This is a genomic window from Candidatus Nomurabacteria bacterium (genome assembly GCA_020631975.1).
In the GTDB taxonomy this organism is placed as follows: Bacteria; Patescibacteriota; Saccharimonadia; order Saccharimonadales; family CAIOMD01; genus JACKGO01.
This window is the reverse complement of record JACKGO010000001.1, coordinates 309,326-327,665: the sequence shown is the minus strand read 5'-3', so window position 1 is coordinate 327,665 and position 18,340 is coordinate 309,326. Positions and strand designations below refer to the sequence as shown.

13 protein-coding genes and 1 tRNA gene are annotated in these 18,340 nt (G+C 42.8%); 12 read left to right on the top strand and 2 right to left on the bottom strand.

The annotated features are described in order from the left end of the window. Positions 1–5: 5 nt before the first annotated feature. From recG to H6795_01770, 5 genes are all read left to right on the top strand, one after another. The gene (gene recG, locus H6795_01790) at positions 6–2,036 is read left to right on the top strand and encodes an ATP-dependent DNA helicase RecG (protein ID MCB9817252.1); all 2,031 of its coding nucleotides are present in this window, start codon (positions 6–8) and stop codon (positions 2,034–2,036) included. Further along, a complete protein-coding gene (locus H6795_01785) occupies positions 2,037–2,858 on the top strand; it encodes a hypothetical protein (GenBank protein MCB9817251.1) in 822 nt (273 codons plus the stop codon). Between the two features lie 79 nt (positions 2,859–2,937). Continuing rightward, positions 2,938–3,567, top strand: a complete 630-nt coding sequence (locus H6795_01780) for a hypothetical protein (protein ID MCB9817250.1) — start codon at positions 2,938–2,940, stop codon at positions 3,565–3,567. 8 nt (positions 3,568–3,575) lie between these two features. Further along, on the top strand, positions 3,576–3,989 hold the full coding sequence (locus H6795_01775; GenBank protein ID MCB9817249.1) for a hypothetical protein: 414 nt from the start codon (positions 3,576–3,578) through the stop codon (positions 3,987–3,989). Positions 3,990–4,031: 42 nt separating this feature from the next. Further along, on the top strand, positions 4,032–4,601 hold the full coding sequence (locus H6795_01770) for an RsmD family RNA methyltransferase (protein ID MCB9817248.1): 570 nt from the start codon (positions 4,032–4,034) through the stop codon (positions 4,599–4,601). Positions 4,602–4,665: 64 nt separating this feature from the next. Here the strand turns inward: H6795_01770 and H6795_01765 are convergent. Then, a tRNA-Leu gene (locus H6795_01765) sits at positions 4,666–4,750 on the bottom strand. A gap of 125 nt (positions 4,751–4,875) precedes the next feature. On the opposite strand from H6795_01765, the gene H6795_01760 reads away from it, so the two are divergent. Continuing rightward, the gene (locus H6795_01760; GenBank protein MCB9817247.1) at positions 4,876–6,120 is read left to right on the top strand and encodes a tyrosine--tRNA ligase; all 1,245 of its coding nucleotides are present in this window, start codon (positions 4,876–4,878) and stop codon (positions 6,118–6,120) included. 60 nt (positions 6,121–6,180) lie between these two features. Here the strand turns inward: H6795_01760 and H6795_01755 are convergent, their stop codons facing one another. Continuing rightward, entirely contained in the window at positions 6,181–7,005 is an 825-nt protein-coding gene (locus tag H6795_01755) for a hypothetical protein (GenBank protein MCB9817246.1), read from the bottom strand. Between the two features lie 75 nt (positions 7,006–7,080). On the opposite strand from H6795_01755, the gene H6795_01750 reads away from it, so the two are divergent. The 6 genes from H6795_01750 to rpoC all read left to right on the top strand — a co-directional run bounded on the left by H6795_01750 (position 7,081) and on the right by rpoC (position 18,327). Continuing rightward, positions 7,081–8,403, top strand: a complete 1,323-nt coding sequence (locus H6795_01750; protein MCB9817245.1) for a histidine--tRNA ligase — start codon at positions 7,081–7,083, stop codon at positions 8,401–8,403. A 32-nt stretch (positions 8,404–8,435) separates the two neighbouring features. Further along, on the top strand, positions 8,436–9,725 hold the full coding sequence (tig, locus tag H6795_01745) for a trigger factor (GenBank protein MCB9817244.1): 1,290 nt from the start codon (positions 8,436–8,438) through the stop codon (positions 9,723–9,725). A 39-nt stretch (positions 9,726–9,764) separates the two neighbouring features. Then, on the top strand, positions 9,765–10,139 hold the full coding sequence (locus H6795_01740; protein MCB9817243.1) for a hypothetical protein: 375 nt from the start codon (positions 9,765–9,767) through the stop codon (positions 10,137–10,139). Positions 10,140–10,187: 48 nt separating this feature from the next. Further along, positions 10,188–10,778, top strand: coding sequence for an ATP-dependent Clp protease proteolytic subunit (locus H6795_01735; GenBank protein ID MCB9817242.1), 591 nt, complete (start codon positions 10,188–10,190; stop codon positions 10,776–10,778). Between the two features lie 197 nt (positions 10,779–10,975). Beyond that, positions 10,976–14,515, top strand: coding sequence for a DNA-directed RNA polymerase subunit beta (locus H6795_01730; GenBank protein ID MCB9817241.1), 3,540 nt, complete (start codon positions 10,976–10,978; stop codon positions 14,513–14,515). Next, positions 14,515–18,327 (top strand): DNA-directed RNA polymerase subunit beta', encoded by a 3,813-nt coding sequence (gene rpoC, locus H6795_01725; GenBank protein MCB9817240.1) that lies wholly within the window; start codon positions 14,515–14,517, stop codon positions 18,325–18,327. Before H6795_01730 ends, rpoC begins: the two co-directional genes overlap by 1 nt. Positions 18,328–18,340 lie beyond the last annotated feature (13 nt).

Genomic DNA, 18,340 nt, shown 5'->3' with positions numbered 1-18,340 from the left:
GGTATATGACACTTCACAGTCCAATAACCGATCTTAAAGGAGTAGGCCCTGCACTGGCGAGTAAGTTCACTAAAGTAGGCATTGCTACTATTGGAGATTTTTTACAGTATGTACCAAGGCAATACAACGATTATAGTGGCGTTGTACCTATTGCCAATATGATGCCGGGGAATGTTACCTTGCAGGTAACCTTTACAGATGTAACTCAACGGCGGGTAAAACGTGGATTGCACATTACACAAGCAATTGCCCAAGATTCTACTGGTAAGGTTCGCATCGTATGGTTTAATCAACCATACCGCGCGAGTCAACTAACCCATGAAGAATATTTACTTCGGGGCGTATACGAATACAAGAATAATCGTTTGCAAATAGTAAATCCTTCTGTAGAACTACTAAGTAGCGTGCAAAAAGACGTTACCATTTTACCAACGTACCCAGAACGAGTAGGGTTAAAGAGCCATCAACTGAGAAAACTGTTTACTACACTGTTTGCTCAAGATTTGCAGGTCACTGATGTTTTACCGAGAGATATTGTAATCAAGCATGGATTACTGTCGGCGTACGATGCCTATAAAACAATTCACCTCCCAAATTCAGAACACGCCTTATTAGACGCAAAGCGACGTCTTGCCTTTGAAGAGCTATTTGTCATTATGTGCGCTGTGCAATCGCTCAAAGATAGTAACAAACGAGTCACGGCTTTGCCTATTGTATTTGATGAAAACGCTGCTAAAACGTTTGTGAAACAATTGCCATTTACCTTAACAGATGATCAGCGGATTGTTGCTTGGAAGATTCTGCAAGATATGCAACAGCGTCAACCAATGAACCGTTTAGTTGAAGGCGATGTAGGGTCTGGTAAGACAGTCGTTGCGGCACTTGCATCACTTATGGCGTTACAAAGTAATATGCAGGTAGCGCTTATTGCGCCAACCGAAATATTGGCACGCCAGCACTATAAAACGCTGCGTACGCTCCTGCAGCACACCAAACATGCACAGGATATTCAACTCCTCGTTGGGTCTGTCAATAAAACCGAAAAACAGCAGATTAAACATAAAATAAGCACCAAAAAAGCGACACTACTTATAGGAACACATGCACTACTAGAGCGTGATATAGATTGGCACACACTCGGACTAGTTATCATAGACGAGCAACACCGTTTTGGCGTCAAGCAACGGCAGCGCTTACTGCAAGCAGCAGGTCATATGCCACATACGCTATGTATGACCGCTACACCAATTCCACGAAGCCTCGCGCTCACTGTGTACGGTGAGCTCGATATAAGTATTATTAAGCAAAAACCGCTGCATAAAGCATCAATTACCACAAGTATTGTGTCACCAAATTCTACTCAGCAAATGTATAGTAAAATTACTGCGTCTTTAGAAGCCGGTCGCCAAGCCTACATAGTTTGTCCGTTAATACATGATAGCGATGTACTGGATGTGGCCAGTGCTGAAGAAACCTTTAAAGAAGTGACCCAAAAATATTTTAAAAAATACCGGGTTGGACTGTTGCACGGTCGTTTAAAGCCCGTCCAAAAAGATGAAGTAATGCAAGCGTTTGCTAAACACGAACTAGATGTCATTGTGACAACTACAGTTATAGAAGTTGGCGTAGATGTACCTAATGCTACGGATATGGTTATTCTTGGGGCCGATAGGTTTGGTTTAGCGCAGTTGCACCAGCTACGCGGGCGCATTGGTCGCGGGGTACATTCTGGTACTTGCTATTTGGTTATGAGCGATTCTAATAAACCATCCAAGCGCATGCAGGCGATAGCAAATACAAGCGACGGGTTTGAGCTTGCAGAATATGATCTAGAGCTACGTGGCGCTGGTGCTATATATGGCACAATGCAGCATGGCGCACTAGATTTGCGTTACGTACAATTAACCGACTATGCACTAATTTCAGAAGTTCGCGGGGCAGTCACGGCTTTTACCAAAAAGGGCGATTTTATGGTAAAATATCCTCAGCTCGCAGATAAAATTACAAAGACTCTGCAATTGACGTATTTAAATTAAATGTATTCTGGTTCAACACTTACCAATGTGTCGGGCAACGTTATTGGTGCCCATCAAAAGATTGACCGTGCCGCTCGCCATGCACTAAAAGATCTATTGCTAGACGATAGCAAATTTCCTAGTAAAAAAATGCTTTTACACTTCGAGGGTAAAAACGGTCCCGATAGTGCAAAAGCAAAGCTAGATGGTGAATACGCTCCGTGGCATTTTTATGACCCGTTTGATCCGGACGACGGCCACCTGTTAGAGCAAATCAACGCACACTATACCACCCTCGTAGAGCAACTAAAAAAAGGTGCAATTGAGCGTTCGGCGTTCGAAGCTAGTTGGCTTGCGCACGCTATTGTAGATGGGCTAACACCTGCGCATCATTACCCATTTGAACAAGAGCTGGAGCGTCTACGGGGTGAAGGCAAAGAAACCCGCACAACCGTAGCAAAAAAAGTATTTATTCATGGTGAGACAAAACGCGAAGCTTTGCACAAAAACTGGGAAATGTGGGGCGCAAAAGGCTTATTCACTACTCACGCGCTGTTTGAACTCGGGGCAGCGATGATATTTGCCCCAATGGGTAAATATATTGGCAGGCCAACACATTATGATCTAAAAACGGTGCAACACCTAGGGCTAGAAGAATATTTTAAACGCGTTGCTAGAGAAGTCGCTATGCTTAACATGTATGAAGATTTTTACAAACGAGGCTGGACACCACGTTTAACAAAAACAGCTCGCAAAGAACTTGCCCCGCGCATGGGGCGCACCGTTACGGTAGCGTGGTTTATGGCTGCCAAACAAGCAGGGCTTGTCAGTAGCGAAGCATAAATAAATCTATTATGCTTGAGCTTGCAAATATGCGAATCTCTGTCATAATGGTCAACGATTATCAATAGGAGCAACACCAATGCGTGTAAACATGGGCAATAGCCCAGAGGCAAAACAGCCAAGAATAGATTTAAAAACAATAACAGGGCTTTTTAGCTATGCACTAGCTGCGCAATTTGGAGCGGAAAGAGCTGAGGATGCAGCACAAGCCGCGCTGCGATCAGCTGAACGTATGGCTCGTAAGGCAGAACGTACCGCGTTGCAAGCGCAAGAAAGTCTAGAAGAAGCCTTTGATGTTTTACGTGATGCATTACAAGATGCACACGCCAGACGTAACATAGATGCTATACCTAGAATTTTTCAAGACTATATAGATGTTGTCATGAGTGCTCAACTTGCTTGTATTCCACCAGAGCATCCAGATTATGATGCCATAACTGCCGAAATAGCAGCCACAAGAGAACGGCTTTTTGCGAATTACGAACGATTGTTTCCTGAAAATGCAGCCACGTGTATGACAATAATGCAAGATCCCCTCCCTCCAATCAACATCCAATCTGGCAAACTAACCCCACCTACTATAGCAACCACGAGTGCACAAAACCCCACTAACCCAGGTATCACTACTATGCACATAGACCCATACGATAATCGAACTTATATAATTAATTTATGTTCTGTTGTAGTAATTGCTACCCAAGAAAACTAACTAAAAATATGAATAGCGCTTCAAAACAATCGCCAGAAATGCCACCCAACCCCAATGTTTTCCGTAGAGTTATCGGCACAATAAGCAGTATTGGCAACTTAGCACATAAAGAAGCCATTACTGACATACCAAGACAAGCAGCCGTAGCTGTAGAATCGGCTGCAAACCAGTTTGCTGGTATGGGGCTAGAAGCACTCGAACGCACACTCATAGACACTCCTCAAGAAGTAGAGACATGGGGGAGAGAAAAAATTATTAGTTTTGTACATATGTTTATAGAAACCGCCAATACTGCCGAAGGCAATGGCAAATACGGAAAAATCAAACCTCGCGAAAGTGATGAAGAGTGCGTTGCGTTTTTTGGTAAACTTCGCACAATGGTAGTAATGAACGCTATATATAGGAAAAATAGTAAAAATTAACAGCAATTTTGCAAAAAAATTGCGTAGCGTATACTAACAACTATGAGAATAATTGCTGGTGCATTTGGTGGCCGGATGCTGCAAAGCCCACACAATAATATTACGCACCCCATGAGCGAAAAAATGCGCGGAGCATTATTTAATGCACTTGGCGACGTAACAGGGCTTAGTTTTTTTGACCCATTTGCCGGCACGGGTGCTTGTAGCCTAGAAGCAATCAGTCGCGGCGCTGCACACGCCACACTTGTAGAAGCAAACACAGATTCGTTTAAAACCATACTAGTAAATGCCAAAGATTTAGGTGTCTTAGATAAACTAACGGTAAAACGTGGTAATTGTGCAGGCTGGTCTGGCAATAATAAAAGTGTTTTATTTGATATAGCCATAGCAGACCCGCCCTATAAGCCAAAAGATATAGACATAGCTCTAGCTTTTAGAATGGCGAGACACGTCAGGCAAGGTGGTATATTTGTACTTTCTGCGCCACCAGCCCAAGCAGAAACCGTAGCTTTGCGGGCTAAACAAAACCCACAAATTAGCTTGCTATCACACAAAACTCATGGCGATGGCAGCCTGTATTTTTACCGCCAAAACCGCACTGCAGTACTATAAATACTAGTAAATTTATATAAATATCAACTATATAAAAACCCCAATAATCTTGGGGCATTTATTTTGGTGCGCGAGAAAGGACTTGAACCTTCACGCCTTGCGGCACTAGTTCCTAAGACTAGCGTGTCTACCAATTCCACCACTCGCGCATATCGTGCTAACATGAAATTGCTTACATAATTATAACAATATTTACAGATAGAGCAATAAATATGTAGCTCATAAGATATGGTAAAATATCCTTAAAGCATTAACCTAAGGACATAATATTTGCATGACTCTCTCAGAAGAACTTACATGGCGCGGTTTTGTTAACCAAACAACATATCCAGACATCTCTGTGTTAGATAAAGATCCAATTACTTTTTACTGGGGTGTAGACCCAAGTGCAAAAAGTATGACGGTTGGTAATTTTGCATTAGCAATGATGGTTTTGCATTTTGTCAGGCATGGGCATAAGCCTATTTTGCTTGTTGGTGGTGCAACTGGTCTCATTGGTGACCCAGATGGTAAAGCAACCGAACGTGATCTAAAAACAGCAGAAGAGCTGCAGGAATACATAGAAGGTATACGTAACCAGTATAAAAGCATATTTAAAGATTATGATTTTGAATTGGTAGATAATTACGATTGGTTTAAAGACATAGGCTACATGGAGTTTTTACGAAACATTGGCAAACACGTACCAATGAGCCAGATGCTTGGCCGCGAATTTGTAAAAGAACGCCTCGGAGATGGCGGTGCAGGGATAAGTTACGCCGAATTTAGCTATAGTTTAATACAAGGCTATGATTTCTTGCATTTATCAAGAGAAAAAGGCGTTACTTTACAGGTTGCTGGGTCAGACCAGTGGGGCAACAGTATCGCTGGTGTAGACCTCGTACGACGCATAGATAACCAAGAAGTGCACGTGTATACTGCGCCGCTTGTCATAAACAAAACCACTGGTAAAAAGTTTGGCAAAAGCGAAGACGGCGCTGTTTGGCTAGATCCAGACATGACTAGTGTTTATCAGTTTTACCAATTTTGGTTAAACGTAGATGATGAAGGTGTAGAAGATTACCTAAAAATTTATACACTGCTCAGCAAAGAAGAAACAGAGCGTATTTTATCGGACTTTAATAGTAACCGTGCAGGGCGCTTAGCCCAAAAAACTTTAGCATACGAAGTTACAAAAATTGTGCATGGCCAAGAGCGGGCAGATAGTGTAAAGCGCATTAGTGAAGTGCTGTTTGGAGGCCGTAGTTACAACGAACTCACACAAGCAGATTTTGAAGCACTTGGTAAAGAGATAGGCATTATTGCTACTAAAGATGGCACCGAACTAGCAGAAATATTAGTGCAGGCGCGCTTAACAAAAAGTAAATCAGAAGCGCGGCGATTTATTACGAGTGGTGCTATATACGTTAATGGTATACAGGTAGCTGCTGATGATTTAGTACTTAGAGCTGACCAAAGTATCAATGGACACTATATTTTGCGCCGTGGCAAAAACTCACAGATAGTTTTAGCGCTATAAAATAAAACACCGTCTCTGCAAAAATGCTGGTAAGACGGTGTTTTGTGGTGGCTACGTTATTTATGCAGATTTTTTCGTAGTAGCTTTACGTTTTGGCTTTTTTGGGCTCGCCTTACTTTTTTGCGTAGAGCTTGCTGGCGCTTTTTCGGCAGGTGTAATGTGGCGTAAGTATATAATTGCAGGTAAGCAAAAGAATATTATCGTCCCTACTAAGCCGGCAAGTCCTCCGATAACTGGTACTGAAGATACGATAGATAGTAGCGCAGTGATGGTATAAAGAGCGAGCACCCACTGCCATTTACGCCTGGTTGTTTCATAGCTTTTCTTAATAGCGCTTACGGCATCTAGGTTCTGGGTAATGATAATATAGGGTGTCAAAAAGAGAAAGAACGTTGCGACCACCGCCCATAGCAACGCAAATGGTAGTAGCACAAAACCGATGAGTACGAACATGAGTAGTAAAGAGATAATAATTGGTCCGCCCACAATAACAAATCCAATCAGTCCAGCAATAATAAACCGTAAAACGTAGTTTAACCCTCCATTAAACGCCTCGCTTAAAGAAATTTTATTACCTTTAACGCTTTCTAGTTGCGTAATTATTAATGCTGGGTACAAGACAATAGACACAAAAATCGTGAGGAGTGTCAGTATAACGGCTATAATAGCAGTTCCAGCTGCAAGGGCGGTTTTATCAGCTGCACTTGCAGCAAGTGGTAATAAATAAAATGTTACTAGCAAAATGGTAAGACCTATTGGTACAAGGTATAAGACGACAAAGGTCCATACATTTAGTTTGAACGCTTCCCATGATTCGTTCCATAGCCCGAACGAATACCCAACTTTTTCAAAAAAATCCATGCTTTCTGCATTTGACGTAGCCATTAAGCCTCCTTATGTTATAACCTTATTAAAACCCCTTATTTTAATACAGTCAATATCTGATATACTTGGGTTGTTATGGCATTAAGCACCACACCGTACAAAGGTACGAGAGATTTTTATCCAAAAGACTTCCGTATTAGGCAATACATATTTGATACATGGGCAGAAACATGCAAGCGGTTTGGGTACGAACAATACGATGCTCCAGTACTAGAACCCTTAGAACTGTACCAGGCGAAAACCAGCGAAGAAATTGTCGGCGAACAAACATACGCTTTTACAGACCGTGGTGGTAGGGCTGTAACACTACGCCCAGAAATGACCCCTACAGTAAGTAGAATGGTAGCAGCCCAGCGCCAAGAACTAGCGTACCCATTACGTTGGTTTAGCATTCCTAATGTGTGGCGGTATGAAAGACCACAGCGAGGTCGCCTGCGCGAGCACTGGCAACTCAATGTAGACTTATTTGGCATACAAGATGATTCAGCAGATACAGAAGTCATAATGCTCGCCGATGCAATAATGCAAGCATTTAAGGCTAAGCGCGATATGTATACCATTAAATTAAATTCAAGAAAACTCGTTAACTATATACTTACAGAATATCTAGATCTAGATAATGCAGAAACAATTACGATAATTCGCTTGATTGATAGAAAAGACAAAATGTCATATGCAGAATTTACGGCGCTCTTAAGCGCGAGTATTAGCCCTACTCAGCGCGAACAAGATCGTGTTGATGACAAACTGTTAGCCTTGCTTGATTGCAAGACATTGGAACAGCTGCCAAAAGAAATTGCGAGTCATGAGTCAATACAGATGCTCCAGAAAGTCACTGCACATCTGCAGGGCCAAGGAATTACAAATATACAATTTGATGTTTCGCTGATGCGCGGGTTTATGTATTACACAGATATTGTATTTGAAGTATTCGATACTGACCCAGCAAATAATCGTTCATTGTTCGGTGGTGGCCGTTATGACGGACTGGTTGGTCAATTTGGTGTAGAACCCCTGCCTACAGTTGGTTTTGGTATGGGCGACGTTACAATACGTGACTTTTTAGAAACGCATAGTCTTTTGCCTAAGCTCGCAACGAACATACATGCAGCAGTCCTGCTCGTTGATATTACAATGCATGAGGCTCTGCCATTTATTTCACGACTCCGTTCAGAAGGTGCGTATATTGCCGTAGATAGTACAGATAGAAAACTAGATAAAAAACTCAAATACGTTGCCAAGAGTGGTATAGCGTACGCAATAATAATTGGTCAAACCGAACTTGCCGATAATGCAATAACCCTCAAAGATATGCGTCGTGGCACGCAAGAGCAACACTCACCTGAACGTATTATTTCAATAATTATGGCCGATTCAGACGCGGTTATGCTAGATTAAACAAGCCTAGATATGGTACAGTAAGTACCCATATGAAGATTATTAGAACCAACCCATCAGACACAACCATAGTACTCACAATAAGTGGCACAGCAACAGAACTCGCTGCGGCAAAAAACATTGCTGTCGCAAAACTTGCACCACAAGTAAAAATGCAAGGTTTTCGCCCTGGGCACGCTCCTGCAGAATTGGTAGAAAAACAACTTAATCCTAATACGTTGCAAGAAGAAACGCTCAACGAAGTATTAAATGCACTATATGAAACGGCTCTCCGGCAAGAAAATATTCGCCCAGTAGCAAACCCAAAGATAGAACTTAAAAAGTTTGTTCCGTATACAGATATAGAATTTACCGCAGAGATAGAAGTCATAGGTACTATTAAACTGGGTAACTATAAAAAGCTAAAAGCAAAGAAACAGACCACCGATGCAACGGCAAAAGACGTAGAAGAAGTTCTTAACCGGTTGCAAACACAAATGGCTGAGTACGCAGAAGTAGCAAGAGCAGCAAAAACTGGCGACCGTGTGTGGATTGATTTTGACGGCACCGATGCGAAAGGTGCACCAGTCAATGGCGCAAAAGGCCAAGACTATCCTTTAGCGCTCGGTTCCAATACGTTTATACCTGGCTTTGAAGATAATGTGTTGGGTATGAAAAAAGACGACCAAAAGAACTTTACTATTCCATTTCCTAAAGATTACGGTGTAAAAGCTTTACAAGGCAAAAAAGTAACGTTTAAAGTGACGGCAAAAAAGATAGAAGAAACAATCTTGCCACCAATAGATGATGAGTTCGCCAAAAAAGTTGGTCCTGTTAGTACCGTAAAAGAACTAAAAGCTGATATTAAAAAGCAACTAAAACAAGAGCGAGACCACCAAGCAGACAGAGAATACCAAGATGCGCTTATTAAAGAACTAGTAGCAGCATCTGACGTACCTCTACCTGAATCCATGCTGACTGAACAAATAGAAATTGTAGATAAAGAATTTAAGCAAAACCTCGTGTATCGTGGGCAAACGTTCAAAGAATACCTTGAAGCGACCGGCCTAGACGAAGCAACATATAAGGAAAAAGAGTTAAAACCTGCTGCCCAAGAACGGTTAAAAGCCGGCCTCGTGCTTAGTGAACTCGCCGACATAGAAAAAGTAACGATAACTCCAGAAGAGCTAGAAATTCGCTTACAGGTCTTAAAAGGCCAGTATGAAAGCGATCAAAAGATGCAGTCCGAGCTTGAAAAACCAGAAAACAGACGTGAAGTTGCTGCTCGTTTGTTAACTGAAAAAACTATTGCAAAACTCGTTTCTTTTCAGAACTCTAAGTAGTACACTACTATAAAAGGTGGGAGAAGTGCGAGGTAAGAGATGTCCCCCGAGCGTGTTATTAGTTATGATGGTGACGCAGAGCCATATGTGATATTTGAAAAGTTTATACGTGCTCACAGCCCTCTTAGTGAAGATGCTATAGATGCCTACCTTAACGAAGCAAGAAAGCTTTTAGAAGCAGGCAGCACATTTTTTTGCCGACGTAATTTTTACCCTACAAATGGCGATGTATTTGACCTGTATAGTAAAGGCAAGCTGATAGGATTTATCGCAGGTGATGATGACTACAGTGTAGATGTATTTATTGACAGCGAAGATGGCCCTCAAAAAATAGGAGAAACTATTGAATCTGGTAGTTACGCAGAAAACATGCTCGAAGGCATTGCACGCCTAAAAAGCCAACTAGCAGAATAACTAGCACTCTATATTGACGAGTGCTAATGGGTGGTGTATGATAATCTAATGCACAGTATGCTTATTCCAACCGTAATTGAATCAGATGGCCGCGTCGAGCGCGCCTACGATATTTATAGCCGTTTACTTAAAGAACGCATTATATTTTTGGGCGAAGACGTCAACCCACACACTGCTAATTTAGTGGTTGCACAAATGTTATTTTTGGCTGCAGAAGATGCTAAAAAAGATATAATTTTTTACATAAATAGCCCTGGTGGTAGCGTGTATGATGGCATGGCCATTTATGACACCATGCAATACGTAAAGAACGATGTACAGACTGTGGGCATTGGCTTGCAAGCAAGTATGGGTGCCTTTTTACTTAGTAGTGGCACTAAAGGCAAGCGTATGGTTTTGCCACACAGCAAAGTCATGATTCACCAACCCAGCAGCGGTACACGCGGTAAAGTAACAGATATGGAAATAGATCTAAAAGAATCGTTAAAAGTAAAACATCTCCTTAATGAAATATTAGCAAAAAACACCGGCCAACCTGTCAAGCGAATCCAAGAAGACGCCGAGCGTGATTATTGGATGTCGGCAGAAGAAGCGAAAAAATACGGTTTAGTGGATAAAATCATCACTACACTCAAGTAAATTGTAAAAATTACATAGTAGTAAACTTTACATTATTGATATATATGCGTAGAATATGTATCAAGAAGTAGTGTCGGCTAGGCTGTGCTCGTGTGCCTCCAAAATACGAGTACCAAAAACTCCCTCGCCAGGGAACTTCGCGCGAAAAATACGGATCCAAATATTAATAAAATTACTAACGGAGGAGTGTGCTCTTTATGGCCAAAGCATCAGCGCCAACGAAGCTTGCTACAAGCAAGAGAACTTTTTTTACAAAAAGCGAAGACATAGCCCTTCCAAACCTAATTAGCCACCAAAATGATAGTTTTGCGTGGTTTATTAAAGAAGGTTTGGGTGAGCTGTTTGCAGAGATTAGTCCAATAGACGACTATACAGGTACGAAATTATCATTATCATTTAAAAGCTATTACTTTGGTAATCCTAAGATGTCTGAAGCAGAAGCTCGCGAAAACAATGTGAGCTACGAGGCACCTCTAATGGCTAACGCCGAACTTGTCAATAAGGTTACAGGTGAAGTCAAAGAGCAAGAGATTTACCTTGGCGATTACCCATGGATGACTGATCGTGGTACGTTTGTGATTAACGGGGCAGAGCGTGTAGTCGTGAGTCAGCTCATCCGTAGTCCAGGTGTGTTCTTTACTGCAGACCAACACGGCTCTACGAACACTTATGGTGCCAAAGTTATTCCTAATCGTGGTGCGTGGCTAGAATTCGAAACAGCGGTTAACGGTGCAATTTACGTTAAAATTGATCGTCGCCGTAAAATACCTGTGACTACTCTTCTGAAGGCGCTTGGCATGAGCGAAACGGCTATAAAAGAAGCTGTTAAGCACGTGAACACTGGCACAACCGATTACGTAGCTGCAACTATTGAAAAAGATCCAAGTAAAGGTGCTCAAGAAGCATTAATTGAAGTATACCGACGCTTGCGACCGGGCGATCTTGCAACAATAGACAACGCGCGAAGTCTCATTGAAAGCATGTTTTACACCTATAAGCGTTTTGACTTTAGCCGAGTTGGTCGTTACAAAATCAATCAACGATTAGACCTAGACGTAGAAAATACCTTAGAAAACCGAGTTATGCGACTTGATGACATGTTGGCAATCGTGTCAGAAATTATACGGTTAAACAACACGCAAGAACCAGCCGATGATATAGATAGCTTGGCAAATCGACGCATAAAACTCGTAGGCGAGCTTGTGCAACGCCAATTTAGAATTGGGTTATTGCGCATGGATCGCAATGCGAAAGATCGTATGAGCATGAGCGAAATAGAAACAGTGAGTCCAAGCCAGCTGGTAAATGCACGCCCAATCGTTGCTGCTGTTCGCGAATTTTTTGCGAGCTCTCAGTTATCTCAGTTTATGGATCAAATCAACCCACTTTCAGAACTTGCTCACAAGCGTCGTTTAAGCTCAATGGGACCTGGTGGTCTTTCACGAGAACGTGCAGGTTTTGAAGTGCGTGATGCTCACGCAACACACTATGGCCGCATATGCGCAGTAGAAACACCAGAAGGCGCGAATATTGGTCTTGTACTTAATATGGCCACCTATGCACGCGTTAATCAGTACGGCTTTTTAGAAACACCGTACCGAAAAGTCATTAACGCTGTATCTGCGTCTGACGCAGAGGGTCATATTGCTGCGGTTGATTTAGAAGACGGCGACGGGAAAACTATTGTGAAAAAAGGTGCTAAAATCACCGCTGCTGATGCAAAAAAATTAGCGAGTGTTAAAAATATAGTGACATGGCCAATCAAGGCACTTGTAACAGACGAAATCGTCTATCTTGATGCGAGTGGCGAAGGCAAAGCCGTCATTGCAGGTTTTGGTAACGAAATTGATGACCAAGGCTACTTCGTAGAGGAAAGAGTTTCAGCACGTAACAGGCTTGTCGCAGGAGAAGTAGATGCGGATAGTGTAACGCACGTAGATGCCGCGAGTAAGCAAATTATTGGGTCTAGTGCCGCACTAGTGCCTTTTATAGAAAAGAACTACGTACTCCGTAGTCTTATTGGAAGTAACCAACAACGACAAGCGGTACCACTCATTAATCCAAAGTCACCAATTGTCGGTACTGGAATAGAAAGTTATGTCGCTCGTAACACTGGGCAGCTAGTTACTGCTGAGGCTGATGGAACGGTACTCAGCGCAACCGCTGATGAAGTAGTTGTAGATTATGGCAAGGTTAAAAAGACCTATAACCCTCTGCATTACATTAGAAGTAATGAGGGCTCAAGTATTAACCAAAAAGTAGCAGTATCTAGCAACGATAAAGTTAAAAAAGGTGATGTACTTATAGAAGGTATGAGTATCGAAAACGGCGAACTAGCTTTAGGCCAAGACGTCCTGATCGCCTTTATGCCGTGGGGTGGCTATAATTTTGAAGACGCCATCGTTATTAGCGAACGACTTGTCAAAGAAGACGCATTTACGAGCGTACACATCATTGACTATATGACTGAAGTACGCGAAACCAAACTCGGACCAGAAATCGTCACCAGAGACATTCCTAACGTATCAGAAGAAGCGCTTCGTCACTTAGATGACGACGGCATAGTACGTATTGGTGCAGAAGTACACCCAGGTGATATTTTAGTAGGAAAAATTACCCCTAAGGGCGAACAAGAGCTTTCTAGCGAAGAGCGATTATTGCGAGCAATTTTTGGTGAAAAAGCCAAAGATGTGCGTGATACCTCGCAACGTATGAGCAATGGTAAGCATGGTAAAGTTGTGGGTGTAAAAATCTTTAGCCGTGAAAAAGGCCACGAACTAAAAGCCGGTGTAATTATGCAAATTCAAGTGTTTGTTGCACAAATGCGTAAAGTTGCAGTTGGTGACAAATTAGCGGGTCGGCACGGAAATAAGGGTGTTATCGCTCGTGTCTTACCTGTAGAAGACATGCCGTTTTCTGCTGATGGTACTCCAGTAGACGTCGTGTTAAACCCCCTTGGTGTGCCTACTCGTATGAACCTTGGGCAATTGTTTGAAACACACCTCGGTATGGCTGCTCATTTACTTGGTATGAAAGTAGCGAGTCCGCCGTTTGATGGCGTACCACTAGAAAAGATAGAAAGTTTACTAAAAGAAGCTGGTTTGCCGGCTGATGGTAAACAGCAACTGTATGATGGACGCACCGGCGAAGCACTTAAAGAACGAACGACAGTTGGCATGATGTATATGATTAAGCTTAATCATATGATCGCCGACAAGATACATGCACGCTCAACGGGTCCGTACACAATGGTTACCCAGCAACCACTTGGTGGTAAAGCCCAAAATGGTGGCCAGCGATTTGGAGAAATGGAAGTGTGGGCACTTGAGGCGTATGGTGCGGCTAACACCTTGCAAGAAATGCTCACCATTAAATCAGATGATGTCTATGGCCGTGCTAAGGCATATGAGTCTATTATTAAAAAGACCGAAATTGTTGGACCAAAGGTCCCAGAAAGCTTTAATGTGCTTGTTAAAGAGCTGCAAGGACTAGGCCTTAAGGTAGACCTTGTGGGGAGCAATCAGGCAGAAATTGACGCCGAGGCGTTGTTGCAAGAAAGTATAAAAGAAGAGTCAGAAAATCAATCTGACATTGATGTTCCACAGCAAGAAAATAACGTCTTAGACGTGACCGAAGACGCTGTTGCTGACGAGTTTATGGTTCTAGATATGCAGGAAGAAACAGTTGAAGCAACGGTTGCCCCAGATGGCGACAAAGATGAGGAGGTAACACTATAATGCGTAATTACTCTACCGGTACGAACATATCCGACTTTGATGCAGTGCGACTATCTGTTGCCAGCCCAGAAGAAGTTCTATCATGGAGCTACGGAGAAGTTTTAAAACCAGAAACAATTAACTATCGTACACAAAAGCCAGAACGTGATGGTTTATTTTGTGAAAGAATTTTTGGCCCTGTCAAAGATATAAACCCACACGATGCAAAATATAAAGGTATGCGTTCACGTGAAGCCGCAGTTGATAAGAACGGTGAAATTGTCACTAAATCTATCGTTAGGCGCGAGCGCATGGGCCACATTAGTCTCGCGAGTCCCGTCGCTCATATTTGGTTTTTACGTGGTACGCCAAGTGCTATTGGTTTAGTGCTAAATATGACGGTTAAAAACCTAGAACGAATTGCCTACTTTGCAAGCTACGTTATTCTAGACGTTAAAACAGAAAAGCGTGACCAAATGCTGCTAGACAAAGAAGCAGAAGCCGCCGCTGCTAAAACAGCCATCGAGGCTCGTTTTGAGCAACTCGCTGCGGAAGAAAACGCAGACGTTAAAAAACTCGCTACAGAACGCAGCAAAGAACTCGAAGACACTTTAGCAGAGTACGAAAAACTTAAAGCTCAGCTGGAAAGTTTAGTAGAAAATGCGCTTATAAGTGAAAACGATTACCGCAATCTGCCAGACGATGTACAAGAACTAGCAACTGTTGGTATGGGTGGCGAAGCAATCAAAAAAATGCTTACTAAGGTAGATTTAGAATCGCTTATTACAACACTGCAAAGTGATGTCGAAGAAGCGAAAGGTCAGCGCAAAAAGAAAATTATGAAGCGCTTACGTATCTTAGAAAACATGCAGAAAGCGGGGATTAAGCCCTATAGCATGTGCTTATCTGTTATACCTGTAATTCCTCCAGATCTTCGACCTATGGTGCAGCTTACTGGTGGTCGGTTTGCAACGAGCGATCTCAATGATTTGTATCGCCGTGTAATCAACCGTAACAACCGGCTTAAGAAACTTGTAGATCTTAATGCTCCAGAAGTAATTAAGCGCAACGAAATGCGTATGTTACAAGAAGCTGTAGATGCGTTAATTGATAATAACGCTGCCCGCAGCGGCCGAGCCGTAAGCAGTACTGGTCAGCGACGTCGACTGAAGAGCCTCAGTGATATGCTCAAAGGTAAGCAAGGTCGTTTTCGCCAAAACTTACTTGGGAAACGAGTAGATTATTCTGGCCGTTCTGTAATTGTAGCTGGTCCTGAGCTCAAACTAGACGAGTGCGGTCTACCAAAGATGATGGCGCTAGAACTGTTTAAGCCGTTCGTCATAGGAAACTTAATTGCAAATGACTACGCTCATAATATTCGTTCTGCGACACGTCTAATTGAAGCAGGTGAAACGACAGTTTGGGACGCTCTCGACGAGGCTATCAAGGGTAAGTACGTTCTTCTTAACAGAGCACCGAGCTTGCACCGTTTGAGTATTCAAGCCTTTAAACCACGCCTAATTGAAGGTAAAGCTATTCAGCTACACCCACTTGTCTGTGCTGGTTTTAATGCTGATTTTGACGGAGACCAAATGGCGGTACATCTGCCACTGTCTGACAAAGCTCAGTATGAGGCTCGCGAAATCATGGCTGCTAATAAAAACCTATTGAAACCTGCCGATGGAACACCAATTCTACATATCGAACAAGATATCGTACTTGGCACATACTACATGACGTACGATAAATACAAAGATGAAACACCACGGAGCTATTCAGACATCAACGAAGCAATCATGGCACTAGACGAAGACGTCATAAAGTTACAAACGCCAATCACACTACTATTCCGCGATGAAAGAATCACTACCACTGTTGGGCGAGCTTTGTTTAATGAGTTGTTGCCTACTGATTTTCCTTACCAAAATCAAGCGATGACCAAAAAAGCTATTAAAAAAGTGATGGCTCAGATATACGAAAAATATGGCCAAGAACGCACTGCAGAAATTGCCGATGAGCTAAAAGATCTCGCATTTGAATATGCAACAATATCTGGTCTTTCTATGGGTATGGATGACTTCCCTGAAATCGTGGGAATAGATAAAGCAATTGCAGGCGGTGAATCCCGCTCGGCCGAAATTAGTTCTCAGTACGAAGCAGGTATGCTTACCAACGATGAGCGCTATCGATTAACTGTTGAAGGTTGGGTAAAAGTTGATGGCCAAGTACAAAATATGCTTGCAGAGCAGCTAAAGCATCAAGATAATTCTATGGCTATTGCTGTGACATCAGGTGCTCGTGGTAATATCAGCCAAATGAAATCTGCAGTTGGACTGCTTGGTGTTCTTTCAGACACAAGTGGCCGAGCAATTGAGCTCCCAGTAAAATCTGGCTATAAGCATGGTCTATCTCAGCTAGAATACTTTACGGGTACTCGTGGTGTACGAAAAGCCCTCATTGACATTGCACTTAATACAGCAGACTCAGGGTATCTGACACGCCGTTTAGTAGATGTAAGTCAAGATGTCTTTACCGTAGACGAAGAAGCCGATGATCCAGGATTTCCAATTTATCGTTCAGATTCAGACGAAACCGGTATACCTTTTGCAGCACGCCTAGAGGGTCGTTATGCAGCAGAAGATTTTGTGGTAGATGGCGCGACGATTGTAGCAAAAGGTGAGCTCATTACACGTTCTGCTGCTCAAGCGGTGAGCGATAGCACACTAGATGCAGTTAAGATAATGAGCGTTCTTACGAGCGGTACGATACGAGGAGTCTCTAGAAAGAGCTATGGGCTTGATCCTGCGACTGGTAATATTGTAGAAAATCGTCACCCAGTAGGTGTAATCGCCGCTCAAAGTATAGGTGAGCCGGGTACGCAATTGTCACTAGACTCCAAACACCGAGCAGGAGCTGTTATTGCCGACGAAACCGCACAAGGTCTAACACGTGTAGAAGAGCTGTTTGAAGTACGTACACCAAAAGGTCAGGCATATTTAGCAGACATAAGTGGTGTAGTAAGCGTTAAAGAAGCAGGTGACCACTACGAAGTGCAAGTGAATGGTACGTCTCAAGAAATTGTCGAGTATAAACTGGCTGGACGTACTGCAACAGTTGCAGACGGCCAAGATGTCACAATAGGTGACGTATTAGCTGCTCACGAAGATGGCAGTGACCCAATTGTTGCCAGTTACTCGGGTACGGTAGCGATTAAAAAAACCAAAGTAGTGTTAGCTCCGAACACAACGTCTTCAATGCGTTATGATATCCCAGGCATCAAGCAATTAACTGTTACCGACGGTGCAGAAGTAGTGGCGGGAAGTCGCTTAACAACAGGTTCAATCAATTTACAAGACCTACTGCGACTTCGCGGGCCAGAGGCAACACAACGCTATATCATGAACGAAATCAACAAGATTTTTGCGGCACAAGGGCAAAATATTGCCGACAAGCACTTAGAAATTGTCATTCGGCAAATGTTTAGCAAGGTAGTGATAGACGATTCAGGCGACAGCGAGTTCGTTATAGGTGACGTCGTCAGCAAAGCGTTGGTACTCGAAGCCAACCAAATACTGGCAGCAGAAGGTAAGCAATTGGCCGAATATAGTCAAATGCTCCTCGGTATCACCAAGGTATCTACCTGGGCAGATAGCTTTTTGAGTGCTGCGAGCTTCCAAGACACCACCCGTGTGTTAATATCTGCAGCAACCAGTGGTCGCGAAGATCGGCTGTATGGTTTGAAAGAAAACGTAATCTTAGGTCGAAAGATTCCAGTAGGTACAGGCTATAAAGATATTGTGCTCGATGACGAGCCAGTTGAAATAGTAGCGTAATTCTGTTAAAGTA